General features: G+C 44.1%; 21 protein-coding genes. 5 read left to right on the top strand and 16 right to left on the bottom strand.

The genetic code is table 11. The features are described 5' to 3' along the window. Positions 1 to 83 precede the first annotated feature (83 nt). The 13 genes from nuoN to C3420_RS02540 form a co-directional block, all read right to left on the bottom strand. Positions 84 to 1,628, bottom strand: a complete 1,545-nt coding sequence (gene nuoN, locus C3420_RS02600) for an NADH-quinone oxidoreductase subunit NuoN (RefSeq protein ID WP_005223070.1) — start codon at positions 1,626 to 1,628, stop codon at positions 84 to 86. A gap of 3 nt (positions 1,629 to 1,631) precedes the next feature. Beyond that, positions 1,632 to 3,245: an NADH-quinone oxidoreductase subunit M gene (gene nuoM / locus C3420_RS02595; protein ID WP_004814697.1), complete on the bottom strand. Its 1,614-nt coding sequence runs from the start codon at positions 3,243 to 3,245 to the stop codon at positions 1,632 to 1,634. A gap of 1 nt (position 3,246) precedes the next feature. Continuing rightward, positions 3,247 to 5,136: an NADH-quinone oxidoreductase subunit L gene (nuoL, locus tag C3420_RS02590; protein ID WP_103799630.1), complete on the bottom strand. Its 1,890-nt coding sequence runs from the start codon at positions 5,134 to 5,136 to the stop codon at positions 3,247 to 3,249. Continuing rightward, positions 5,133 to 5,441, bottom strand: a complete 309-nt coding sequence (gene nuoK / locus C3420_RS02585) for an NADH-quinone oxidoreductase subunit NuoK (protein ID WP_004814693.1) — start codon at positions 5,439 to 5,441, stop codon at positions 5,133 to 5,135. Before nuoK ends, nuoL begins: the two co-directional genes overlap by 4 nt. Further along, on the bottom strand, positions 5,441 to 5,959 hold the full coding sequence (gene nuoJ, locus C3420_RS02580; protein WP_171058617.1) for an NADH-quinone oxidoreductase subunit J: 519 nt from the start codon (positions 5,957 to 5,959) through the stop codon (positions 5,441 to 5,443). The genes nuoK and nuoJ overlap by 1 nt, the downstream gene beginning before the upstream one ends. Beyond that, a complete protein-coding gene (gene nuoI, locus C3420_RS02575) occupies positions 5,959 to 6,501 on the bottom strand; it encodes an NADH-quinone oxidoreductase subunit NuoI (protein WP_004814689.1) in 543 nt (180 codons plus the stop codon). The genes nuoJ and nuoI overlap by 1 nt, the downstream gene beginning before the upstream one ends. An 18-nt stretch (positions 6,502 to 6,519) precedes the next feature. Beyond that, positions 6,520 to 7,536 carry an NADH-quinone oxidoreductase subunit NuoH gene (gene nuoH, locus C3420_RS02570; protein WP_004814686.1) on the bottom strand — a complete coding sequence of 339 codons (1,017 nt, stop codon included), beginning with the start codon at positions 7,534 to 7,536 and terminating at the stop codon, positions 6,520 to 6,522. A gap of 3 nt (positions 7,537 to 7,539) precedes the next feature. Then, a complete protein-coding gene (gene nuoG, locus C3420_RS02565; protein ID WP_103799629.1) occupies positions 7,540 to 10,218 on the bottom strand; it encodes an NADH-quinone oxidoreductase subunit NuoG in 2,679 nt (892 codons plus the stop codon). 11 nt (positions 10,219 to 10,229) lie between these two features. Continuing rightward, entirely contained in the window at positions 10,230 to 11,561 is a 1,332-nt protein-coding gene (nuoF, locus tag C3420_RS02560) for an NADH-quinone oxidoreductase subunit NuoF (RefSeq protein WP_103799628.1), read from the bottom strand. After that, complete coding sequence (nuoE, locus tag C3420_RS02555; RefSeq protein ID WP_004814680.1) at positions 11,558 to 12,067, bottom strand: NADH-quinone oxidoreductase subunit NuoE; 510 nt, start codon at positions 12,065 to 12,067, stop codon at positions 11,558 to 11,560. Before nuoE ends, nuoF begins: the two co-directional genes overlap by 4 nt. Positions 12,068 to 12,081: 14 nt before the next feature. Continuing rightward, positions 12,082 to 13,869: an NADH-quinone oxidoreductase subunit C/D gene (nuoC, locus tag C3420_RS02550; RefSeq protein WP_004891702.1), complete on the bottom strand. Its 1,788-nt coding sequence runs from the start codon at positions 13,867 to 13,869 to the stop codon at positions 12,082 to 12,084. 88 nt (positions 13,870 to 13,957) lie between these two features. Next, complete coding sequence (locus tag C3420_RS02545) at positions 13,958 to 14,638, bottom strand: NuoB/complex I 20 kDa subunit family protein (RefSeq protein ID WP_004814676.1); 681 nt, start codon at positions 14,636 to 14,638, stop codon at positions 13,958 to 13,960. Positions 14,639 to 14,644: 6 nt separating this feature from the next. Further along, complete coding sequence (locus tag C3420_RS02540) at positions 14,645 to 15,190, bottom strand: NADH-quinone oxidoreductase subunit A (RefSeq protein ID WP_071321033.1); 546 nt, start codon at positions 15,188 to 15,190, stop codon at positions 14,645 to 14,647. A 402-nt stretch (positions 15,191 to 15,592) separates the two neighbouring features. On the opposite strand from C3420_RS02540, the gene C3420_RS02535 reads away from it, so the two are divergent. Then, positions 15,593 to 15,949, top strand: a complete 357-nt coding sequence (locus C3420_RS02535; RefSeq protein ID WP_071321034.1) for a hypothetical protein — start codon at positions 15,593 to 15,595, stop codon at positions 15,947 to 15,949. Positions 15,950 to 16,042: 93 nt separating this feature from the next. Here the strand turns inward: C3420_RS02535 and bfmS are convergent, their stop codons facing one another. Both bfmS and bfmR read right to left on the bottom strand, forming a co-directional pair. Next, positions 16,043 to 17,710, bottom strand: coding sequence for a sensor histidine kinase BfmS (gene bfmS / locus C3420_RS02530; protein WP_103799627.1), 1,668 nt, complete (start codon positions 17,708 to 17,710; stop codon positions 16,043 to 16,045). Between the two features lie 42 nt (positions 17,711 to 17,752). Next, a complete protein-coding gene (gene bfmR / locus C3420_RS02525) occupies positions 17,753 to 18,469 on the bottom strand; it encodes a response regulator transcription factor BfmR (RefSeq protein WP_004891693.1) in 717 nt (238 codons plus the stop codon). Positions 18,470 to 19,023: 554 nt separating this feature from the next. Here bfmR and C3420_RS02520 point away from each other — a divergent pair. The 4 genes from C3420_RS02520 to C3420_RS02505 all read left to right on the top strand — a co-directional run bounded on the left by C3420_RS02520 (position 19,024) and on the right by C3420_RS02505 (position 24,742). Then, complete coding sequence (locus tag C3420_RS02520) at positions 19,024 to 21,858, top strand: ribonucleoside-diphosphate reductase subunit alpha (RefSeq protein ID WP_103799626.1); 2,835 nt, start codon at positions 19,024 to 19,026, stop codon at positions 21,856 to 21,858. 334 nt (positions 21,859 to 22,192) lie between these two features. Beyond that, positions 22,193 to 22,471 carry a hypothetical protein gene (locus C3420_RS02515; protein ID WP_004814665.1) on the top strand — a complete coding sequence of 93 codons (279 nt, stop codon included), beginning with the start codon at positions 22,193 to 22,195 and terminating at the stop codon, positions 22,469 to 22,471. A gap of 292 nt (positions 22,472 to 22,763) precedes the next feature. After that, positions 22,764 to 24,047, top strand: coding sequence for a ribonucleotide-diphosphate reductase subunit beta (locus tag C3420_RS02510; protein WP_004814661.1), 1,284 nt, complete (start codon positions 22,764 to 22,766; stop codon positions 24,045 to 24,047). A gap of 146 nt (positions 24,048 to 24,193) precedes the next feature. After that, entirely contained in the window at positions 24,194 to 24,742 is a 549-nt protein-coding gene (locus C3420_RS02505) for a toll/interleukin-1 receptor domain-containing protein (protein WP_103799625.1), read from the top strand. Between the two features lie 41 nt (positions 24,743 to 24,783). Here C3420_RS02505 and C3420_RS02500 read toward each other — a convergent pair whose 3' ends face one another. After that, positions 24,784 to 26,850 (bottom strand): TIR domain-containing protein, encoded by a 2,067-nt coding sequence (locus C3420_RS02500; RefSeq protein ID WP_103799624.1) that lies wholly within the window; start codon positions 26,848 to 26,850, stop codon positions 24,784 to 24,786. Positions 26,851 to 26,922: the final 72 nt, after the last annotated feature.

The raw sequence follows: 26,922 nt of genomic DNA, 5'->3' as shown, positions 1-26,922 counted from the left end.
AAGCGATTTTCGTTTTTATATAAATAAAAAAGCCCCCTATCGAGGAGGCTTTTTTTGTAATAACGTTCTAATCTTTCGATTAATTAGTTATAACCGCTTTGCACCAGAGTGAAAATGAACTGTTGAAGCTCAGGTGAGATTGCAAAGAAAGCAAGCTTAGAGAATGCAATCATTGGATCTGGATAAACACCCAGGATCAGTACCAGTGCAGCCACTGCCAGCACCATAATACCACCCACTTTTTGACCCCAGTGATTTACAGCGTCAAGACGAGGCGTTTCTGGTGGAGTCATGTACATTACCACCATTACACGCAGGTAGTAATACAGACCAATACCTGAACCCAGGATGACCATTGCAGCAAGGAACCAAGACTCGCCTGCTACCGCAGTTTTTATAACCAGGAACTTACCAATAAAGCCCGCTGTTAATGGAATACCAGCAAGAGACAGCATCATCACCGTTAATACAGCAGTCAATACTGGACGGCGCCAGAACAGACCACGGTACTCAGCCAAACTACCTGCTTCATCCGTATTGTTATACGGACTAGACATTAGGGTTACTACACCGAATGCACCGATTGTCGTCAACACATAAGTGATGATATACACATTCACGCTTTCGAATGTCGCGAAGCCCTGGATTTGCAGGAAGTCGGAGTTACGTGCAGAAACGATGGCAACCAGTACATAACCGAAGTGAGCAATTGAAGAGTATGCAAGGATACGTTTCAGGTTCACCTGTTTCACTGCCAGCAAGTTACCAGCAAGAATCGAAAGCACTGCAAGGATCGTAATGATGGTGACGAAGCTGTCTGCCAAGATTAAACCTGAAGACAATACATAACGCACAAACAGACCCAACATTGCTACTTTTGCAACAGTCGCAAGGAAAGTTGCAACTGGTGATGGAGCGCCTGCATATACGTCTGGTGTCCACTTGTGGAATGGTGCAAGCGATAGTTTGAATGCCACAGCAAAGACAATTAGCGCAAGACCGATTACCACAGCTGGCTGGCTAAATGCAGAGAACATTTTGCCTGGTTCAGCAGTGAAGTTCAGTGTACCTGTGTACGCATAGATGTAAGCCATACCCATCAGCAGCATTGCAGATGCAGTTGCTGACAATACCAGGTATTTCACACCCGCTTCAAGCGACTGAGAACGTTGATGTGTATATGCCAACAGGCCGTAAACCGGAATCGACATTAACTCAAGGCTGATGAAGAATGAAGCATAGTGCGTGCTTGCCACCATTAACATTGCACCCGCAACTGAACACAACATCAAGATGTAGAGTTCTTCGCGGTTGTCTTTATAGGTTTCAATGTATGCATGTGACAGTGTGCTACACGCAAGTGCAGCAATCAGGATCACAAACTGGTACAGCATCGTAAACGGATCTACGATGAACAGGTTCATCACGTTGGCAGGTGCAAATTTACCCGCCAACAGGACGAAGATCATATATAACGCAGCCAGGTTTAAACCAATAACTGTCGTCGTCGCAACCAGGTTGTGGTTACGCTTAACTGCTGTCACCAGCATTGCAACGATCGCAGTCAACGCCACGATCATCACAGGTGCTAGGGGCATAAGCTCAGAAAAAGACATTGTGAAGTTCATGGCTTATTGGATCTCCACATTTTCAGCTGAAACGGCAGCTTGCTGCACAGCATCAGCTGCTTCAGACACAGGAATGTAGCTATTTGCTAACCACGCCATGCTTGAGTTCGAAATATCAAGGAAGCTTTGTGGGTATAGACCAAGCCATAACAGACCAAACGCACAGATCAACAGGATTACCACTTCACGCGCATTCAAATCTTTCAGCGGATTCGTGTAATGCTGTTTTTGCTCTTCGTTTGGCGTACCAAACAGTGATTTGTGAATCATGATCAGACCATACAGACCAGCAAACACCAAGCTGATTGCAGCAAGGATTGTATAAGTCGGATATTGACCAAATGCACCCATCAGGATCAGGAATTCACCGATGAAGTTACCTAGACCAGGAATACCCACCAACGCTGCTACGAAGAACATCAGGAAGAATGCCAGGTATGGGAACTGACCGCGCATCCCCCCCATTAGACGCATGTCACGTGTGTGAACACGTTCGTACACCTGACCACACATAATGAACAATGCCGCAGATGACAGGCCGTGAGCCAGCATCATGATCATCAGACCTTGGAAAGTCAGTACGTTACCTGCATAAAGTGCAAGTAGAACGAAGCCCATGTGTGAAATAGATGTGTAGGCTAACAGACGTTTCATGTCGGTTTGCTGGAATGCACACCATGCACCGTAGAAAATACCAATCAGACCCAGAATGATCGCAATGTCTGCAAACTGAGCCGAAGCTGCCGGGAAGAACGGCATAACGAAACGCAGTAAACCGTACGCAGCAGTTTTAATCAGGATACCTGCAAGGTCAACAGAACCCGCTGTTGGTGCCTGAGCATGCGCATCCGGTAACCAGCCGTGCAGTGGGAAAACTGGAAGTTTGACTGCGAAACCGATGAACATACAGATCATGAAGGCATAAGCCAATGCTGGAACTTGCGTATCCAGTGTATTCGCAACGCCCAACAGGAAGTTGTAGTCAAAACGGATTTCACCAGTCATTGAGTAACCAGCAACCACCAGACCCAAGATACCAATCAGCATCACCAGACCAGCAACCTGTGTGTAGATGAAGAACTTGGTTGCAGCATATACACGTGACTTGCCTTCTGCCCCTTTATGACCCCAAAGCGCAATCAGGAAGTAGATCGGTACCAGCATCATCTCCCAGAAGAAGAAGAACAGGAACAGGTCAATTGCCAGGAACACACCAATTACGCCACCCAAAGACCATAAAAGGTTTAAGTGGAAGAAACCAACGTTTTTCTGAATCTCACCCCATGAACAGCCGACTGCCAATACACCAAGCAGTGCAGTCAAGCCAACCATCAGTAAAGATAAACCATCCACCGCTAGGTGAATGTTAATGCCCAGGGTTTGAATCCAAGGCAATTTGAACTCAGCAGCCCACGAAGGTGTAGCACCGCCTAATTCATAAACATAAGTACCGTTTTGCCAGAGAACCACGGTTAACACCAGGGTTACCAGCATCCCGATTAACGCGATATAACGCGGTAGAGACTGGTCGAGCTTGTCGACCAACCAGCATACAAAACCTGCAATGAACGGAATGAGGATCAGAGCCGGCAAAATCATGTTGTTTGGAGCTTCCATTTTATTTCCCCACTACCTGAATCACGAGCAAGATCATCAGTAGGACAACGACACCGAGCCCCATACTAGATGCATATTCACGCAGTGAACCAGTTTGACGTGAGCTGGTAAAGCTGTGACCACCTTTTACAAGTGCAGGCAGTACTAACCACAAGCCATCAATTGGATCACGACCGAACAATTTCGCGAAGAATAAATAAGGCTTCACAAAGATCAGGTCATACAGTGCATCAAAACCAAGTGCATTGCGGCAAATGTTCGCAAGACCAGCACCCAGTGAAGTTTTAGCAAACGATTTCACTGCATTATAAGCAAAGGCAAATAACACTACGCCTAGCGCAAGACCTGCTAGCGCAATACCTACCGCAGTATATTCTGCAGTATGCATGCCATGCTCAAGTGCTTCAGGAATATTAAACGCAGGAACTTTAGCTGAATTCAGGATGTTTTCTACAGGCGCTTTCAGTGCTGCACCAACGAAAGTAGAAAGAACTGCAAGAATCGCCAATGGACCCCAGTAAGTCACACCCTTGATTTCGTGATAAGGGGTATTTTCTTTACCGAAGAATACAACCCAGATCAGACGGAAGGTATAGATTGAAGTCAGGAACGCCCCTGCAACACCTACCCAGTACAGTGAGTTATATACCGCAACTGATTGACCTTGTACCCATACCGCACCCAGGATGGCATCTTTCGAGAAGAAGCCCACAGTGATGAATGGAATTGCAGCCAATGCACCGCCACCAATCGCGAAACAAGCAAACAGGAATTTGTTCTTGTAGAACAGACCGCCCATCTTGAAGATATTTTGTTCGTGGTGGTAAGCCAGAATCACCGCACCAGAAGACAAGAATAATAATGCCTTGAAGAATGCGTGAGTCAGCATATGGAACAAACCTGCCTGGTAAGCTTCAGCACCAACAGCCATAAACATATAGCCCAACTGACTCATGGTTGAGTAAGCAAGGATACGTTTGATGTCTGTTTGAACAAGCGCAGCAAAACCAGCTACAAGTAATGTCACCGCCCCAGTAATCGAAATGAACATCATCACTTCAGGCGCAAGTTCAAATACTGTGAACAGACGGCAGCACAGGTAAACACCCGCTGTGACCATCGTTGCAGCGTGGATCAATGCAGATACAGGTGTTGGACCAGCCATCGCGTCAGCTAACCATGTTTGTAACGGGATCTGTGCAGATTTACCTGCAGCTCCCAGGAACAACATCAATGCAGTCCAGATGGTCAGTGATGAGCTTTGAGTCATCACAGTCGCAGCATTTTCAACGATGTACTGAGTATTCAGCGTACCGAATTGCTGGAAAATCAGGAACATTGCGATCAGCAGGAATACGTCACCGACACGAGTCACAGTAAATGCTTTAATTGCAGCTAAACCGTTTTTCGGGTTCTCGTAGTAGTAACCGATCAACAGGTAAGAACACAGACCTACGCCTTCCCAGCCCAGGAACAATAACGCCAGGTTATCGCCCAGAACCAACAGCAACATGCTCGCAACGAACAGGTTGAAGTAAGAGAAGAAACGTGCGAAGTCTTCTTCACCGCGCATGTACCATGATGCAAAGATATGGATCAGGAAACCAACGCCAGTCACCATACCAAGCATTAACAGAGACAGACCGTCTAAATGCAGGCTGATGCCAGGAGCAAAACCGCCTACATTGAACCAGGTCCAAAGATGCTGAACTTGAGCAACGGAACCGTTAGCCGTAAAGTCCATACCCGCGATCAGTGCAAATAATGCAGACAGACCTACGGCACCCACACCAATAATGGCTGCAACAGATTCAGGAAGCTTGTTACGCCCTGCCGCTAAAAGGACAAAACCAATGAGCGGGAATAAAATTGTTAGATATAAATAACTCATCCGCGCATCTCACTAGCAGCATCCACATCCAGATGATGGAAGCGATGATAGAACTGAAGGACGATCGCAAGACCAATACACGCCTCTGCCGCAGCCAGCGTCAGAATAAAGATGAACATGATCTGACCATCTGGCTGTGCCCAGGCACTGCCCGCCAGGACAAACGCTAAAGCAGCAGCGTTCATCATGATTTCAAGGCTCATTAGAATGAATAACAGGTTGCGTCGCACCATTACACCGTAAAAACCCAGTGCAAAAAGAATGGATGCAACGATCAAACCATGCTCTAAAGGGATGTTGCCCATTATTTATTGTCCTCTTCTGCACCTGGTTCACGTTTGCCAAGATGGTAAGCAGCAACAAGTGCGCCTAACAGTAACATCGCAGCAACTTCTACCAATAGTAAGTACTGTGTAAAGAGCGTTTGACCAACTGCTTTAGGGCCAACAATTTCCGCACCCATCACCAGAGATGGCTGAGCGTAATCTGAGTTCAGCACCCAAACCAAGATCAGACCGATCAGGAAGCTCATGAGTGCCGGGTAAGCCCAGGCACTTGAAGTTAACCACTTACGCTCCTGCTCAATGGTTTGTTCACCCAGGTTCAGCATCATGACCACGAATACGAACAAGACCATGATCGCACCAGCATAAACGATGATCTCAAGAGCACCGGCAAACGGTGCTCCCACGATCATGAACATGCCTGCAACTGCAAGAAGTGAAACAATCAGACTTAACAAAGCATGTACCGGGTTCGCGTTAGTCACTACACGAACCGTAGAGACGATGGCCACAAGCGCCATCAGATAAAACGGCCACATCATGGTAATAGACTCCGTACATCAACAGGCGCACTTTCACGCTGTGCCTGACCTTTCTCTTTACCAGTTACAGCCATACCTGTTACGCGATAGAAGTTATAGTCAGGATATTTACCAGGACCAGAAATCAGTAAGTGTTCTTTTTCATAGACTAAGTCTTGACGAACATATTCACCGAGTTCGAAATCAGGTGTCATTTGAATTGCAGTGGTTGGACATGCTTCTTCACACATACCGCAGAAAATGCAGCGTGAGAAGTTGATGCGGAAGAATTCCGGATACCAGCGACCATCTTCTTTTTCTGCTTTTTGCAGAGAGATACAGCCTACCGGACAGGCAACCGCACACAGGTTACATGCAACACAACGCTCTTCGCCATCTGGGTCACGCGTCAATACAATACGGCCACGGAAACGTGGTGGCACGATTTCCTCGGCTGGTACTTCTGGGTACAAGATGGTGTCACGTTTGCGCGTTGCATGGCTGAACACCATGAACAACGAACGAACGATTGACCCGAATCCAGCTAGAAATTTAAACATTTTGTTCTCCCTGCTGTCTTAGGCCTGATTCATCAGAATCACAGCACCAGTCACCAAAAGGTTAACCAACGCCAATGGCAAGCAAATTTTCCAACCAAAGTTCATCACCTGGTCATAACGTGGACGCATTAATGAACCACGTGCCAGTACGAACATCATTACAAAGAATGCTGTTTTGATAATGAACCAGAATGCGGGTGGAATGAATGAAATTTCCAGGTTGAAAGGTGCTAACCAGCCACCGAAGAATAAGGTTACGATCAATGCAGAGATCAGTACGACGTTGACATATTCCGCAACGAAGAACATACCCCATTTCATACCGCCATATTCCACGTGGTAACCTTCAGCCAATTCCTGTTCTGCTTCTGGTTGGTCAAATGGATGTCGGTGAGTAACCGCCACACCTGCAACCACGAAGATCAGGAAGCCAAGGAACTGAGGAATCACAAACCATACATCGCGTTGTGCTTCTACAATTTCACGCATGTTGAATGAACCAGCAATTGCCACTACACCCATCAACGAGATGCCCAGGAACACTTCATAAGAAATAGTCTGAGCTGCAGAACGTAAACCACCTAAAAGCGCGTATTTGTTATTCGATGACCAGCCACCGAACAGTACTGCATAAACAGCAATACCTGCCATTGCCATAAAGAACAACAGGCCGATGCTCATGTCTGCAACACCCAGGTAAGGTGAGACAGGAATAACCATGAACGATAGCACTGCAGTTGCCATCGCTACTGCAGGCGCCATACGGAAAGTCAGCTTGTCAGCAAATTTTGGTGTCCAGTCTTCCTTGAACATGATTTTCAGCATGTCGGCAACGATCTGGAACATACCACCCGGACCTACACGGTTAGGACCGTAACGGTCCTGCCACAAGCCCAGTAAACGACGTTCAATGAATGACATCAACGCTGCGATCAGTACAACAACCAGCAAGATCACGATCGCTTGAATGACTGAATAGGCAATTGGCCAGTTTTCAGCCCACAGCGGCGTCTGACGGATCAATTCTTGTTCCATGAATTACACTCCTACCGCGACTGAAACAGGCTCTGCAAGAGATACCGTCGGTGCTAGACCAATTGGGTAACCAATATAACCTGTAGGTAAATATTCAATCACTTGTACAGGAAGAACGATTGAAGTCTCGCCTGCTTTCACAGTGATCTTCTGACCGTCTTGCAGGTTCAAGCGTGTAGCATCCTGTTCGCCCACTGCAAATACTGCATCCGGAATACGTGATTCCATTGCTGGTGTTTTGATCGTGAATTCGCCAGAGGCAAAGATGTGATGCATCGGTACCAGACGGAAGCTTTCAGCGTTCACAAGCACAGGTGCTGGTGCAACAAAAGTACGCGCTGGACGTTTTGGTAACAGGTCAAACAGACGGATACCAGAGTCACCACCTTTCAGATGACCACCCACTTTATCCTGGAATTTGTTCCAGGCTTGTGGAGAGTTCCAGCCCGCTGACCATGCAAATGGCACAAGTGGAGATGGAGTCTGGTCACCCACATAACCTTCCATAGAGAATGTTAATGCAGTGTCTTGGTCAGTCGGCTGTTTCGGCTCGTGTACAGAAAGCGGTGCACGCATTGCAGTACGGCCAGAATAACGACGTGGTTCACGTGCAACTTTCAGACCATGAACACGGAAGCCCGCGTCTGGAGCAACGTCTTGAATCGCTTCAAGTGCAGGAACATTTTTCGCTACTGCATCAATCACGTCATCAAGTACAGTCCAAGAAATTGGCTGACCTTTCACACCAGTTTCAATGGCATGCAACCAGCGCCAAGATTCTTTGATTGCCAGTTCAGGATTGTAATAGCTTGGGTCATACACTTGGTAGAAACGTTGTGCACGACCTTCTTGAGATACCACAGTACCGTCACCTTCAGCAAACGATGCAGCAGAAAGTACGATATTGGCTTTCTTCACTGTCTCAGTTTCAGAATGATCAAGCACGATCACTTCTTTACCTGCCAGTGCAGCATCTACCTGAGCGGTTGGTAAACGACGGTAAAGGTCGTTTTCAACAATCACCACAGTGTCGTAATCTTGAGCGAATGCTTGTTCAAGACTGTGACCACCGAAAATTGCCAGACCCATTGAGTTCACTTCAGGAACAGTCAAAGTCAGACCAGCATTACCAAGGTTCTGTGCAACTTGTGCAGCAGCTTCCATAATCGCAGCGTCTTGCAAGCTAGTACCAGAAACAATCAGTGGTTTCTTCGCAGCTTTCAGCGTATCTGCAATCGTTTGTGCAAATGCTTTGGCATCATCATCCAAACCAAGGATGCTTTCGCCCTTCACACCTGCTGCAATCGCAAAACCTAAACGCGCGATGTCGTTTGGAGATGCAACCACTTCACCTGTTGCTACGTCAGCTAGACGTGTTTGTGTTGCTGCCAAAATGTAAATCGGAGATTTTGCATCTTGCGCAATACGTTGAACAGGCTCAGCCAGCCAGTCTGGTGTACGGCGTTCTGCCGCCATTTCTTTACCTTTGTTCTTCGCAGCTTGGCGAACAGATAAAGCCATGCGTGGCGCAGTTTGAGTCAGATCTTCACCCAGAATCAGAACAGCATCGTAGCTTTCGATTTCACGCATGTTCGGGTTATAAACACCCTCGGTTTGCATGATTGAAGCAGCCAGTTCAACTAGGTTCTGCTCTTTTTGAGACATACCCGTTGAGTAGTTGTCCTGACCAACTAACTCGCGTAATGCATAGTTGGTTTCAAGTGACGCACGTGGAGAGCCGATACCCAGAACTTTTTTGCCTTGGATATTTGCAATCACAGTATCCAGTGCAGTATCAACTGAAATAGTTTCTACGTTGTTACCTGTACGGAACTGTGGCTGACGTGGACGATCTTCACGGTTTACGTAACCTGTACCGAAACGACCTTTGTCGCACAGGAAGTACTGGTTAACATCACCATTGAAACGGTTTTCTACACGACGCAATTCACCATAACGCTCACCCGGAGAGATGTTACAACCTGAAGAACAGCCATGACATACGCTAGGCGCATACTGCATGTCCCATTTACGGTTATAGCGTGCTGAGTGAGTCTTATCGGTGAATACACCAGTCGGACATACTTCAGTCAGGTTACCCGAGAATTCAGATTCCAAAGTGCCTGATTCTGGACGGCCGAAATACACACGTGATGCATTGGCATATACGCCAAAATCAGTACCGCCAGCATAATCTTTGTAGTAACGCACACAACGGTAACATGCGATACAACGGTTCATCTCGTGCGCGATAAACGAACCAAGTTCCTGGTTGTAATGCGTACGTTTAGTGAAACGGTAGCGACGACGGTCATGCTGTGTCATTACTGTCATATCTTGCAGGTGACAGTGACCACCCTCTTCACAGACTGGACAGTCGTGCGGGTGGTTGGTCATCAAGAATTCAACAATCGAAGCACGAAAATCTTTTGCTTCTTTGTCTTCAATCGAGATGTAGGTATTGTCAGACGCAGGCGTCATACATGACATGACCAAACGGCCACGCGTATCTTCTGGATTCGCGTATTGGGTCACAGCACATTGACGGCAAGAGCCGACAGAACCTAAGGATGGATGCCAACAAAAGTATGGGATGTCGATGCCCAGACTCAAACATGCTTGTAGCAAGTTCTCTGAGCCGTTGACTTCATACGATTTTCCATCGACATGAATTGTAGCCATAGTCGAATTCCTTAAGCTTGTTCTACGTTGCTGGTTTGAGCTGCGGCATTCACCACTTTTGCTTCAAACTCGCCACGAAAATGTTTGAGTGCGCCCATTAACGGTTCCATCGCACCTGGTGCATGAGCACAGAAAGTTTTACCGATCCAAAGCTTACGGGTAAGCTCTTGTAAGTGATCGATATCTTCTTTCTTACCTGTACCATCTTCTAGTGCTTTAAGCGCTTTCACCGCCCAAGGCAAACCATCACGGCAAGGTGTACAGAAACCACAAGATTCACGCGCAAAGAATTCTTCTAGGTTACGTGTTGCTGAAACCATACATTGAGTTTCATCAACCACCATCAGCAAACACGTACCCAGACGTGAACCTGCTTTCATGATGCTTTCCGCATCCATAGGAAGGTCAATATGTTCAGCTGCCAGGAAGTCCGTGGATGCGCCACCTGGTAACCAAGCTTTCAGTTTCAGGCCATCACGCATACCACCGGCATGATCTTCAATCACTTCACGTGCAGTGGTACCAAATGGAAGTTCCCATAGACCAGGAAATTTAACTTTACCTGATGCACCATAAATCTTGGTACCTGGATCTTTCGATTTACCCGCAGATAAGCCGATGTACCATTCAGGACCACGCAGCATGATGGCTGGCAAGTTGTTGTAGGTCTCTACGTTGTTGACAATCGTAGGACGACCCCAAGCACCTGCAACCTGCGGGAATGGTGGTTTAGTACGCGGATTGGCACGGCGACCTTCAAGCGAGTTAATCAATGCGGTTTCTTCACCACAGATATAACGACCCGCACCAGTATGCACGTGTAATTCGAAGCTCCAGCCTGAATCTAGGATGTTGTCACCCAGGTAACCTTTGGCACGAACTTGCTCAAGTGCTTCATTTAAGTACTGAGCAGCTTCGATGTATTCACCACGGATGAAGATATAACCATGGGTTGCTTCAAGCGTATAACCTGCAATCAACATACCTTCAATCAGCTGGTGTGGAAGATCTTCCATCAACAGACGGTCTTTGAAAGTACCTGGTTCCATCTCATCGGCATTACAAATCAGGTAACGAGGACCTGAATTGTCATTTGGCGCCATCAAAGACCACTTGATACCTGCCGGGAAGCCTGCACCACCGCGACCCTTAACAGTCGCTGCTTTAATGATTTCAAGCACATCTTTAGGCGGCATGGCCAGCGCTTTCTTAAAGCCTGCATAACCTTCTAAAGCTTCGTAGTCATCAACACTACGAACATTGGCTTGTTTGCTCAAACGCCAGGTCAATGGATGCGTTTCTGGATTACCGTCGCCATAAATTGGTTTTGGTTCAGTATTCATACATACTTCTCCAATAACTGTTTAATTGAGGTCACTTCAACCAGACCATGAGTATCTTCATCAATCATCAGGGTTGGACCTTTGTCACAGTTACCTAAGCAGCAGATTGGTAGCAAAGTAAAACGACCATCAGCGGTTGTTTGACCAAACGAAATCCCCAATTCACGCTGGAAAGCTTCTGCTAAAGTTTCCGCACCCATCAAGAAGCACGCAATAGAGTCACATAACAGGATCACATGACGGCCTACCGGCTGACGGTAAATACGGTTATAGAAAGTCGCAACACCTTCAAGGTCGGCAAGGCTCATGCTCAGCATCTGCGCGATGGCATTCATCTGTGCATCGTCTACCCAGCCATTGCGACGCTGTACACACTTCAGCGCATCTAGGCACGCTGCACGTGGGTACGGATAGTGACCAATGTGATGTTCAATCTCGTGGATTTCATCAGCTGTCAAAATCCCTTCAACATTCACACGTGGCTTTTTATCAGTCAAAATCATCATAAAGCGTTTACCCCTTAGCGATCCACGTCAGCCATTACGACGTCAATTGTCGCTAAATAAATGATTAAGTCAGACATCAGACTGCCGTTAATCACGGAAGGCATTTGCTGCAAGTGGGTGAAGGTCGGTGTACGGATACGAGTACGGTAACTCATGGTTGACTTGTCTGAAGTCAAGTAGTAGTTCGATGCACCTTTTACCACTTCCGCCATTACAGATGCTTCACCTGCAGGCATTACAGGACCCCATGACACGCTCAGGAAGTGCGTAATCAAGGTTTCAATATCTTGTAAAGTCTTGTCTTTTGGTGGTGGAACAGCCAGTGGGTGATCCGCTTTGTATGCACCAGACGGCATATTGTCCAGACATTGCTTGATGATTTTCAGCGATTGTTCAATTTCACGATAGTGAACGATCACACGTGCATATGCATCGCCTTCGTACTCCACCGGCACTTCGAAATCATAGTTTTCATAACCACTGTATGGACGGTATTTACGTACGTCAAAGTCGATACCTGTTGCACGTAAACCGGTACCTGTTACGCCCCAAGCCAATGCAGATTTTGCATCGTATTGCGCAACGTTACGGGTACGGCCTTCAAATACTGAGTTTTTCAGTGCTGCAGTGTGGTATTCCTTCAAACGTTTTGGCATCCAATCCAGGATTTCACGGATCAGGTGCTGCCAGTTGTTTGGAAGGTCATGCGCAGTCCCGCCAATACGGAACCATGCTGGATGCATACGGTAACCGGTGATCGCTTCAATCGCGTCATAGATCTTTTGACGGTCGGCGAACATATAGAATACTGGCGTCATACCACCAGCATCCTGAATCGCAGTACCGATATACAGCAAGTGGTTGTTGATACGGAACAGTTCCGACATCATGACACGAATACATTGCGCACGCTCAGGCACGGTAATGCCGGCCATTTGCTCTACACCCATCACGTATGGCATGTTTTGCGCACAACCACCAAGGTAGTCGACACGATCTGTATACGGAATGAATGAATGCCAGGTTTGACGTTCAGCCATCTTTTCCACACCACGGTGGTGATAGCCGATATCTGGTACGCAGTCTTTAATTTCTTCACCATCCATCTGCAAAATCACACGGAATGCACCATGCGCAGACGGGTGGTTAGGACCCAGGTTCAGGAACATGAAGTCTTCGTCAGCTGTGCCGCGTTTCATGCCCCAGTCTTCAGGAACGAAACGAAGATGTTCCTGTTCGTAGTCCTGCTTCGCCTGGTTCTGACGGTACGGCGTATATTCAGTCGCACGTGCAGAATATTCTTTACGAAGTGGATGACCTTCCCAGTAAGTTGGCAACAGGATACGACGAAGCATTGGATGCCCTTCGAAGTTGATGCCAAACATATCGTAGGCTTCACGTTCATACCAGTTGGCATTTGGCCAGATGTTGGTTGCAGTCGGGATATTGAGATCGCTCTCACTCAATGCAACTTTAATACGGATGTCCGTATTACGCTCTAGCGACAACAGGTGATAGAACACAGTGAAGTCAGACGCAGGTAAACCGTCGCGGTGCGTACGCAGACGCTCATCTACCGCTGACAGGTCGAACAACATCACGTATGGACGTGACACTGTACGCAAGAACATTAAAACGTCTTGTACACGTGCGCGCTCAACCCAAACTGTCGGGAAATCCTCGAAAGTTGTTTGCACATAGAAGTTCTCACCAAACTTGGTTTTGAGCTCTTCTACAATTGCAAATGCAGGGCGGGAATCAACAGATGTTGATTCTGGCATAGCAATGTCAGTTTCAGCCATTGGCTTGGCTTCCTATTTAATACAAATTCAGTCAACCTAAACGACAACTACACCCAAGTCGGGTGCATAAAGAAATTTGTCGCTTAAATTATTTAATTTCATCCATTGAGCGCAGATTTTTCACAGCAATACGCTGATCTTTCTTACGGTCACGTTCTGGCATCATCTTTGGCTTATACACTGGCTGAAGATCATCACCAATCACCGCAGAAAGCGGACGACGCTCAAGTTGAATCTGGTCTTGCAATAGCATGAGTGCTTGAATCAATGCTTCAGGACGTGGCGGGCAACCTGGAATGTACACATCCACCGGAATAATTTTATCCACGCCTTGTACAACTGAATAAATGTCGTACATACCACCTGAGTTGGCACATGCACCCATTGAAATAACCCATTTCGGTTCAAGCATCTGTTCATACAGACGTTGAATCACCGGAGCCATTTTCACGAAGCAGGTACCTGCAACAATCATCAAATCCGCCTGACGCGGTGAAGCACGAATAACTTCGGCACCGAAACGTGACAAGTCATGCACGCCAGTTAAGGTCGTTGCATACTCTACGTAGCAGCAAGATGTACCAAAGTTGAACGGCCAAACTGAGTTCTTACGACCCCAGTTTACTGCAGTGTGCAGCACATCTTCTAAGCGAGTCATGAATACGTTTTTATTCACTTCTTCTTGTAGTAACGGATCGTCGACAACAATACGTTCCTGAAGTGGATATTGATCAGCATCCGGATTCGCACGGGTTAGAGTGTATTTCATCCCGGGTTACTCCTTATTAGATAATGGAGCCGGTGAACCTTTCACACGACCAGATGATTGAGCTGGAATTTGACCAGTCGGGTCTATAACCAATTCTTCAATTGAGTTGAAGCGAGTGATTTCTGCGATATCCATGTTTGGCGAACCAATCTTAGTTTTAACTCCTGTCGCCTTACGTTTGTCTGAAGGTGCCCAGTTAAGTGCGCCGGTGGATAATTCGTAAATCAAACCGACAAGTAAAACTAAAATAAAGATAGCTGCAGTTGCAAAACCAATCCAACCCACTTCACGAACAGAAACTGCCCATGCATATAGATAAAGTGCTTCTAAATCGAATACGACGAAGAAGATTGCAACTAAATAGAATTTTGCAGACAAGCGGATACGAGCTCCACCTGCGCTGACTACGCCTGACTCAAACTGCTCCTGCTTGGCACGGCCCCATGATTTACCCCCGAGGAGTAATGGGACAGTGAGCATAAAGACGCATAAAAATGTAACGCCGATCACGAAGGCAATAATTGCCCATTCGTATGGAGTAATGGCACTCATGCGGGGATAACTCCTGGCAGGCCTATGTATTAACAAAGAATGTATGTATTGGCCTTCAAATACACCAAACACAAAATTAATCCCGCCAATTGTACCTGATTTTGGATTTCACTTGCTAGCTTATAAGTCTTAGTCTTTTGGATGATTTTTTGGACGAATACCCGATTTTTCTAGGTTCTATCGCCCATGTTACGAAATAATCGCTTTAATAAATCAAAAACAATAAATTCATTATTTTTTCCAAAATCAGTTTAATTGTTTTAATGGCTGATTCTACTGAAACATAATTACTGCCTGTGAATTGTGTACTTTTTGCAACCACTTGCATCTGCAACTTCATCCCTTTATCGCTTTGTGTTATTCCTATAAACAGCATAAAAATGAACAAGAAGGATTGAATATATGAGTTTAAAGTTCACCCACAAACCTGATTATTTTCTCTATGCCCAGCTATTTGTTCGACATCTTGAAAACTATATTGTGAAGCATCCTGAGGAAAACACTCCTAATTTCAACTTGCAGGATATTTATGATCTGTTTGGCAAGGATTTCGCTTCTGCCTCGACAAATTTAGAAGGCATTTTAAATATTGCTGATGAATATCGCGTGGAAACTCTGCATGGCGACCAAAAACTGATTCAGAGCTATAGCATCGATGGAAAGTACAATAAACTTCTGATGAATCTGAATTCGGAAGCGGCCAAAAGTTTACGCGAAGGTAAACCGATCATTGAGCCCGATGCTGAAATCCATAAATAAAGCAAATTATAAAACCTGAGTGCTTTCATTAATTAGCCTCAATAAAAAAACGATGCGGATGTATCGTTTTTTTTATAATCCACAGACACCTTTTTATAAGGAATCCAGGTCTTCTTTATGCTCTTCAACAGCCTTAAAGCGGGATTTCTTCTTATAACGTTGAGCTGGCCAGCTCATGGTAAAGCGTGCACCACCCAGCTTAGGACTTTGATCTACTTCGACCTTGCCACCAAACCAGAAGGCAATCCGGCTAACAATCGACAAACCCAGGCCATAACCACCAGATGCACGGGTACGGCTGTCATCCAGACGCGAGAAGGCTTCAAAGACGCGAGCACGATCTTCTTCCGGAATCCCCGCACCATCATCTTCTACACAGATATAAGCCTGTTGATTGGCATCAATACCACCGCTAATCATGATTCTTTCATCACAATAGCGCACAGCATTCCCCACCAGATTTTGTACCACACGATGCAGATAACGACGCTCGGCCTCAACCTCGATATCCATCGGCACCTGATGCAGCTCAACCTTCTTACCAGTTTTTAGCGCTTCAGTTTCAGCTACAACCTGATCCAGCACTTCATGCAGATTAATCTTCTCGAAATCAAGGGAAGGTGTACCCTGCTCCAGTTTGGCATAGGTCATGATCTCATCAATCAGCTTGTTCAAGGCCTCGATGTCTTTATCGATCTGCTCCATCTGTTGCAGACGATATTCATAATCTTCTTCATCCACCAGCATTTCCATAGCAAAACGGATCCGCGCAACAGGAGTCCGCAGTTCATGTGAAACTGCACGCATTAACTCACGCTGAGCTTCGATCAGACGCTGAATATGATCTGACATGGCGTTATAGCTGGATGCCAATAATGCCATTTCATCTTTACCATCTATCGCCAGACGCACCGACATGTTACCGGACTTCATCTTGTTCAGGGCATAGCTAACTTCACGCAGCTTACGTTGCATTGGCACCAGCAAACCATATACCCCCAGACTCAGCACAAACATACTTAGCAAGGTAATCCCGGCCGCTAACTGGAATGGCATCCAGTTAAACAAAGGCACAGGCCCCATCACCAGTACTTCAGACACTGAGCTCGGAATCGGAGAAACAATTGAAATAGTGGTACCGCGAATCGTGGCACTATCCCGGTAGAGGATAATGCTGTGATCTAGACGTAGACGGCCAATCTGTTCTGAATCGAGCGGCAGGCTTTGCACATCCTGAATACTGATTGGATAAGAAAAATACTTCTGGATCTTTTCCAGATATTCTTTTTCCTGACCTGGGTAATAAACCAGATAGTCCAGAATAAATACCGGCAGCGCCTTCATCTGGCGCTCGGTAATATTGTCTGCCTTTATATATAGAAAATGCTTTGGATCATCACGCAGTCCAATGACCACATAAGCCACTGAGGTTTGTGCATCCCAACGCACTACCGCCTTACGGTCTTCAATACGACGTTTCTCTGCACGGGTCAGATCAACTTTTTCAGCTTCTACATAATAGATCGGAAGCTCCAGTAAATCTGAAGCATCCGAAATCCAGTCCAGTTTCTGCTGCATATTCGGCTGGCGTGCTACCCCTTCACTCATGATATAGGCCATACCATCAGTCAAGGACTCACGATATACCTGCGCCCGCTGGTAGTTAATAATCTGCACCAACAGATAGCCGAACAGGGTCACCAGGAGTACCAGAATGACAAGTCCTGCATAAATACGCAAAAATATATTGTGCTTGAACACTTATAAGCTTTCCCGCTTATTCAGCTTAGGAATGGCATGTATTTACATGCCATTGGTTTCCTTAACGAACAGATAACCTTTACTACGAACTGTTTTAATACGTTTAGGGTTTTCTGGATCGTCCCCAATTTTCGGACGGATGCGCGAAATACGAACATCAATTGAACGGTCCTGGCCATCATATTCAATGCCACGAAGACGCTCGAAAATATCTTCACGCGAAAGAATACGGCCTGCATTTGATGCAAGCAACCACAACAGATCATATTCTGCACTGGTAAAGTCTACCAATTCACCATTCAAGGTCACAGAACGGCCACCATTATCGATCACAAGATCGTCAAATTCAATACGTTGAGCCACTTCATCTTCAGGCACTTTATCAGTACGACGCAACAAGGCACGAATACGTGCCAGTAGCACACGCGGCTGAACCGGTTTAGCGACATAGTCGTCCGCACCCATTTCCAAACCCAATACCTGATCCATATCTTCAGTACGTGCAGTCAGCATCAAAATCGGTTGATGATAATGTGGACGAACTTCACGACAGATGGTCAATCCATCCGCACCTGGCAACATAACATCTAAAACTACCATGTCTGGCTGCTCGGCGATAATGCGGCGAATCGCACGATTACCGTCGGGCTCTACCCCTACCTCAAGTCCGTTACGAATAAGATATTCTTGAGTTAAACGAGCAAGACGCTCATCATCTTCAACGATTAGAATTTTGGGTAACTTTTCTTCTTGGCTCATATATTGTGCACCTTTATTCGATGGACGTATCCTTTTGAAATCTGATAGATACGGTGGATATAGCAAGCAATATACACACGTTTACATTGTAAACAAGATAGCGTTCACCAAACTGATACATCAAAGTAGCATTTTGTAATATTTTTTTGCAGATATTTCTGTTAGCGACATTTTTTATACAAAACATTGAACAAATCTAGGCTAGGTAATCGTCTATCTGAATAAAAAATGCCCCTCAATTTGCTCAAAAAGAGTTATCCACAATGTTATCTATAAGTACTTCTTACCAGCTTTGTTATGCTATGCCTTGCCGAATAAGGCTTGCACCAAGATGATAAAAAAAAGGATTTTTTTAATAAAGTTTCTCACGTTGTTTCACTAAAATATTTATTAAAATGTCAATATTGATCTACCCTAAATTTTCCCGTATCTTGTGTTCAATTAATTTTTAAACCACTAGGTATTGTGTTTATTCCTCAAACACTGTGGCATAAAATTGCCCAGTTCAAACGGTCCATAAACATAAAAATAGATGACAATGGAGCTATGCTAAAATGAGCGTAATTACTTCAACTCCTGGTCAACTTCAGGTGATTAAACGCACCGGTGATGTTGCCACTTTTGATGCAGAAAAAATTTCTGTCGCAATTGGTAAGGCTTTTTTGGCTGTTGAAGGTCAACAAAGTGCTGACTCAAGCCGTATTCACGATCGTATTGAGCAGCTGACGGAAATGGTCATGAACACTTTCAAACGTCGCTTGCCTTCTGGTGGGACGATTCACATTGAAGAAATCCAGGATCAGGTTGAACTTGCGCTTATGCGTACCGGCGAACAGAAAGTTGCGCGTGCCTATGTCATCTATCGCGAACAACGTTCTGACGCTCGTAAGCAGCTGGGTGCTAACCATCACCCTACCCTGCAAACTACTGATGCAGCGGGTAAGCTCAAACCGCTTGACCTGAGCCAACTGACTGAAACTGTTGCTAAAGCTGCTGAAGGCCTTGAAGGAATCGACGTTCAGGCAATTGTCGATGAGACCGTAAAAAACCTGTATAACGGCGTAAAAGAGTCAGACATCTCTACAACCATGATGATGGCGACCCGTACCCGTATCGAACAAGAACCAAACTATACCTATGTGACTGCACGTCTATTACGTAATGACCTGGTAGCAACTGGTTTGGAATTCCTGGGTCTACCTGCAGATACCGTTGAAGGCGATGCGCTGGAAACTTACCTGAAAAAAGGGATTGAGCTAGAACTTCTTTCACCTGAATTATTAAACTTTGACTTAGCTAAACTTGCGACAGCGATTCAACCAGAACGCTCTAACCAGTTTACTTATCTAGGTCTGCAAACATTATTTGACCGTTATTTCATCCACTCGGATGGCGTACGTTTCGAATTGCCGCAATTATTCTTTATGCGTGTTTCAATGGGTCTGGCCCTGAACGAAGAAAACCGTGAAGAGCGTGCAATCGAGTTCTATAACCTGTTATCTAGCTTCGACTACATGGCATCGACGCCGACCCTGTTTAACTCAGGTACCTTACGTCCACAGTTGTCTAGCTGCTACTTGACTACAATTGATGATGACCTGTTTGACATCTATGGCGCGATGCGTGATAACGCAATGCTGTCTAAATGGGCAGGCGGTTTAGGTAATGACTGGACACCAGTTCGTGCCCTGAACTCATACATCAAAGGTACAAATGGTAAATCACAAGGTGTGGTTCCGTTCCTGAAAGTAGCGAACGATACAGCTGTTGCAGTAAACCAAGGTGGTAAGCGTAAAGGTGCAGTATGTGCATATCTTGAAACTTGGCACCTGGACATCGAAGAATTTCTGGAACTGCGTAAGAACACTGGTGATGACCGTCGTCGTACCCACGATATGAACACTGCGAACTGGGTTCCTGACCTGTTCATGCAACGTGTATTCGAAGATGCAGAATGGACACTGTTCACACCTTCTGAAACGCCTGATCTACATGACTTAACAGGCGCAGAATTCGCTGAGCGTTATGCTTACTACGAAAGCATTGCCAAAGAAACAAACATGCTGCACAAGAAAATCCGTGCAAAAGATTTGTGGCGCAAAATGCTGTCGATGCTGTTTGAAACTGGTCACCCGTGGATCACATTCAAAGACGTATGTAACCTGCGTTCACCACAGCAACACGTAGGCGTGGTTCACTCTTCTAACCTATGTACAGAAATTACGCTGAACACCAGCAAAGAAGAAATCGCGGTATGTAACCTGGGTTCGATCAACCTGGTACAACACGTTCAAGGCGGTGTACTTGATCGTGAAAAACTGGCACGTACAGTTAAAACTGCGGTTCGTATGCTGGACAACGTGATTGACATCAACTACTACGCTGTTCCTCAAGCACGTAATTCAAACCTGAAACACCGTCCAGTTGGTATGGGTATCATGGGCTTCCAGGATGCGCTCTACGAAATGAACCTTGCTTATGGTTCTGATGCTGCGGTTGAGTTTGCTGATGAATCAATGGAAGTGATTTCTTACTACGCGATTTCAACTTCAAGTGATCTTGCTGTTGAACGTGGTACGTATGAAACATTCAAAGGTTCATTGTGGGATCAAGGTATTTTACCAATCGACTCACTTGACCTGGTTGCGAAAACTCGTCCAGAACGCATGTTCGAAGTGGACCGTACACAACGTCTGGACTGGGATACTTTACGTGCCAAAGTTCAAAAAGACGGTATGCGTAACTCGAATGTGATGGCGATTGCTCCGACTGCAACAATTTCAAATATTTGTGGCGTGTCTCAATCAATCGAGCCAACCTTCCAGAACCTGTATGTGAAATCGAACCTGTCTGGTGAATTCACCGTGATTAACCCATACCTGGTACGTGCGTTGAAAGAACGTGGTCTTTGGGATGCAGTCATGGTCAACGACCTGAAACATTTCGAAGGTTCTGTGCAGAAGATTTCCCGTATTCCTGAAGAGCTAAAAGCGATCTTCGCGACTGCATTTGAAGTTGAAACTCGCTGGATCGTAGATGCTGCTTCACGTCGTCAAAAATGGATCGACCAGGCTCAGTCTCTGAACCTTTACATCGCTGGTGCAAACGGTAAGAAACTGGACATCACTTACAAGATGGCTTGGTTACGTGGTCTTAAGACAACTTATTACCTACGTGCATTGGGTGCGACTTCTGCTGAGAAATCAACGATTAATACTGGCGCACTAAATGCTGTTAAAGCGACTGCAACTGCAGCGCCTGTTGCGGCAGTCGCTCCAGCAGTTGAAGCAAAACCTGAAGTTCCTGCTGAGGAAGAAGGTTTTGCAAATGCAGCACCAGTACCAATGGCATGTTCAATTGATAACCCTGATTGTGAGGCTTGTCAGTAATCTGACAGGTTTTAAATCCTCCCCGACCCTCCTTTAATAAAGGAGGGAGAAATTCCCCCTTTTATAAAGGGGGATTTAGGGGGATTAAAAATTTTGGATTAATTATTTAAATAGTTAATTCAACTCGAAGGTAAAGTAATTCCTACTACTAAACCCAAGAGACAAATTTTAGACATAAAAAAAGGGAATCTTCCTACAGATCCCCTTTCTAGTCTAAGAAGCGAGTTCTTCGACATATTGCTTCGCAAAAAGCAGGTAAATAATCGCCTGATCTCGCAATATCGTCAAGGACTTTTAAGTAAAACTGTCCAACATATATGCGAGGTAAAGCAAAATGACAGTTTATTCTGTAAGTTATGACTTAAATAAAGCAGGTCAAAATTACAAAGATTTAATCGCTGAAATTAAAAGTTTCAATGGTTATTGCAAGGTAATGGATTCATATTGGTCCGTTTGCTCTAATGGTAATGCTTCTGCAGTATCAGAAAGACTTAAAAAACATATGGACAACAATGACTCTTTATTAGTCATAGAAACTTCAACCAATCGACAAGGTTGGTTAAATAAAGATATTTGGGACTGGCTTAAGCAGCATCAAACTAATTCAGCTTGATACCAATAAAAGGAAACCACCATGCCTCCAATGACTCACAATTATCTGTTAGGACTTGTCGCATTGGTCGTTTCCTTTGTACTTACCTTTTATTTGCCAATTGCCTATTTCTGGTTAAAGGCTCATAAATCGCGCAAGCAAAATAAGTAGTGGGGATTTTTGCTCTTCCGTACAAAAGCAGAGCAGTCATCGACAAAACTTAATTTTGCTTACATAAATTGAGCGTATAGTAGGACATTTCAGCGAGGCTGAATGTCTAATAAAAGATATAAGCATCGAAGAGAGAACTGATATGTCTATCTTAAGTTGGGACGATTTCGAAGATGATTCGCAAAAACCAGCTGCACAAACACAGCAGCCTGCGCCCGTCGAGCCGCAAAAAGCGTCTAATTCACAGGTGGTACCTGATGCAAGCAACACATCGTCGGATGTGGCAGCTGCACAACCCCTTAGAGCCACTCAAAACCGAGGATCAAATCCAACCGATTCGTTGGCAAGAGCATCTGCTTCCCTAGAGCAGCTTGATGTTGCTCCAGGCTTGGAAGAGCTTGAAATGGGCGCGCAACGTGTACAAGTTGACGACAAGGCAATGATTAACTGTCGTGCGGACTTGAACCAGCTTGTTCCATTCAAATACGAATGGGCTTGGCAGAAATATCTGGACGGTTGTGCAAACCACTGGATGCCGCAAGAAGTGAATATGAACCACGACATCGCGCTATGGAAGTCTGAAAATGGCTTGACTGAAGATGAACGTACCATCGTGATGCGTTCACTTGGTTTCTTCTCGACTGCGGATTCACTAGTTGCAAACAACCTGGTACTGGCGATTTACCGTCACATTACCAACCCTGAATGCCGTCAATATATCTTGCGTCAGGCATTTGAAGAAGCGATTCACACGCATGCGTACCAATACTGTATCGAATCTTTAGGTATGGATGAAGGCGAAGTCTTCAACATGTACCGCGAAGTACCGTCAGTTGCACGTAAAGCTGCATGGGGCTTGAAATATACGCAACAGTTAAGCGATCCAACATTTAAAACTGGAACGCCTGAAAACGACCAGATTTTGCTTCGCAACCTGATCGCGTTCTACTGTGTACTTGAAGGGATCTTCTTCTACTGCGGTTTCAGCCAGATTCTTTCGATGGGTCGTCGTAACAAGATGAATGGTGTTGCCGAGCAATTCCAGTACATCCTGCGTGATGAATCAATGCACCTGAACTTCGGTATCGATATGATCAACCAGATCAAGATCGAAAACCCGGGTTTATGGACCACTGAGTTCCAGGAAGAAATCATCCAGATGATTCTTGAAGGTACCATGCTGGAAATCGAATACGCACGTGACACGATGCCACGCGGTGTATTAGGTATGAATGCTGGCATGATGGAAGAATACCTAAAGTTCATTGCGAACCGTCGTCTGGCGCAGTTAGGTCTGCCTGAACAGTTTGCTGGTGTGAATAACCCGTTCCAGTGGATGTCAGAGATGATGGACTTGCGTAAAGAGAAGAATTTCTTCGAGACGCGCGTAACAGATTACCAAACTGGCGGTGCATTAAGCTGGTGAGGTTTAGCTTAAAATGATCCGATATCTGCGTAAAACGACACATCTTATGTCATTTGCGACACATAGATGTCATTAGTTAAATCGAAAGCCATTCAGAAATGAATGGCTTTTTTAAATAAGAAAATTAACCAATAAGAACTTGGAATATGAAATTTTATACCCGATCAGAAGCGCGTTCAGCAGCTACTAGAGCTCAAGCTAAATCTAAACACATTATGCTTGACTCAGTACTTAATGAAGCTATCAAAAATCAAGAGATGCAAAATAGATTTGATATATTTTTATCACATGCAATTAAAGATGCTGATTTAATTTTAGGTGTTAAAACTTTATTAGAAGAAAGTGGTTTTACAGTATATGTTGATTGGATTATCGACCCTTCATTAGAAAGAGATAAAGTAAATGCAGCTACAGCAGACATTTTAAGAAAACGAATGAGACAATGTAAATCTCTTATATATATTCACACTTTTAGCTCAAAAGAATCTAAATGGATGCCGTGGGAATTGGGGTACTTTGATGGGTATCGCCCTGAAAAAGTCAGCGTATTACCATTAACCTTTGAAGAAGACAAAGAGTTTAAAGGACAGGAATATCTTGAACTATATCCAACAATTACTAAGAGTGAATACCTAGACGGGCTCAAATATGCTTGGGTAAAAGGAAAAAGACTACCAGATTTTATTAATCAATAATAAAACAGTTAGATTGCTATACAGCAATCTAACAGACCTAATCATGATATTTCCTTCATACCTTTTAGAATCAAATGGATAATCTCATCAATAAATGGTGTTTCCATTAATTTCTTATAATCAACCAAAGATAGCCCAGCCGATGATGCCAACTGATTAATATCTATATTTTGAATCTTATGGACAATATCAGGATAATGCATTTCATAACCTTTAGTAGAAAGATACTCTACTAATTCATTATAGCCTTGATTATTTGCCAACTGCCAATCTAGTGTCAAAACCTCAGGTATGTGATTCTGCCCAGTAATAGCCATACAAATATCACGTGTGATACCACCTAAACCACCAACTAAATATATTGGCTTGTTATGCTCTATTGATATTAAGAATTCCTCTAAAACACCAGGCATTTTCCCTTTATAACCTTTAGATTTTCCTCCAGCTAAAATCCTAATATCACTTTTAGATATAGAGCTTTCTCGCATAAAAGTTAAACATCTTGACCACACATATTGATCATGAACATCTACAGGTTGTAAAAATTTAGATTGATCAACTTCAGATTCTAAATCATGAGGAACAGAATACTTAATATGTGAAATTATCTGATCATATTTAGCTTTCCATTTATTCAAATTATTTACGAGATGTAATGGCCAAGCCAAATGATTCTCAACCTTAAATTCTCTTTCAGGTAATCTATTTTGTAAAATGCTGGCTTCATCAAGAATGAATTCAGTAAAACCATCATCCCTTAAGTCTCCACCGAAAATAATAGTATTACCTCTTACCAAAAGATGTCTAGCAAGTTCTTGTGAGAATCGTTTCAACTCATCTTCATGGATATGTATATTCTCAAAATCTGCACCATATTCAGATATCGAAATACCTATTTTTTTGTTTTGTGTATTCGAATCGCCACATGTCCATAAAGGAGTTGAAGGCTTAACTTTTAAGAATTCTAGCCAATCCATTTCCTCTGCATAAATAGGAGGTTCGGGATAACAAATTTTTAAAGTCTCATTTTCAACCATCTCACTTCTTAAAGAGACTATCTGTTGAATTTCAGGAGGACGGGCCAATACGACTGCTGTCGAATCAATCCAGGATTGTTTTTTATAATAATTAAGCAAGGAGATAGAAAAATTAAATCTAATTGTTTCAATTAGGGCAGCAACTAAAATATTCAAAATTTCCAATTTAGTTGGCTTATCAGAAGGTGCAATATGCACACAAGGCACATTAGCAGCTGGCGGGAATATTCTATCCTCGTAAACTTGTAAGCAATTTACTGAAACAATCGGTCTATTATTTTTTTTAGCTTCCAAAATTTCACGTTGGCACCAATAACGAGACGAATATGCATCAGTCGTAATAGCAATTAAAGTCGATTCATTAATATGATTTATTATCTCCGTGTCAAACTGGTAACCAACTGAAATTTCAGAAGCATCAAAGAAGTTTTTCATATTCGTGGTATCAATATAATGCTTAATTGCTTTTGCATATATTGCACCCGTTTCTCCCTTCTTAGCATGACTTAAAAAAAGATGAATCGACGTATTTGAGCCTAAGGGTGACGCTCTTCTCCCAACAAAACCAAATCGATATAACTCATGTGATAATTTTAAAATTGATTCTAGCTCATGTGTTTGATCATCATCTGAAAAACTAAAATCATATAATCTCAAAGCATTTCGATTATAAAGAGACCCTTTATGGTAACAATGTTTTATACCCTCTTTATCAAATGCTACAGGAATAAGTGACTGATTTTCTTCTACAGGAAAGGTCTTAAAGTAATCAACCCATCTTTCATCTGTAAGAGTATTTTCGCTAAGAAAAACAAACACTATATTTCTTTGAGCTAAACTAGATGGATAACTCGGAGTTTCATTTAGACCACTATAAAAAAATGTAGGAATATTTAATTCCCGTGAAAATGGTCGCTCAATATCTCTTGTTAAAAACTTTCTAAAAGGTATACAGTTTTTTTGAAATGATTCATTATCTGCCTGATGCCAAACAAAATGCACTGCTATTGGGGGTGTAATAATATTAGTCAATTTAAAACTCCAGATATCTAATAATTTTTTAATTAACATGCGGCAACAAAAATTATTAGATATCTATTAAAAATAATAAACTATATAAACTTAATTAAATAAACTCAGGTG

The sequence above is a fragment of the Acinetobacter sp. ACNIH3 genome, from assembly GCF_002918965.1.
GTDB lineage: Bacteria > Pseudomonadota > Gammaproteobacteria > Pseudomonadales > Moraxellaceae > Acinetobacter > Acinetobacter schindleri.
This window is presented reverse-complemented; position numbering and strand designations above follow the sequence as displayed.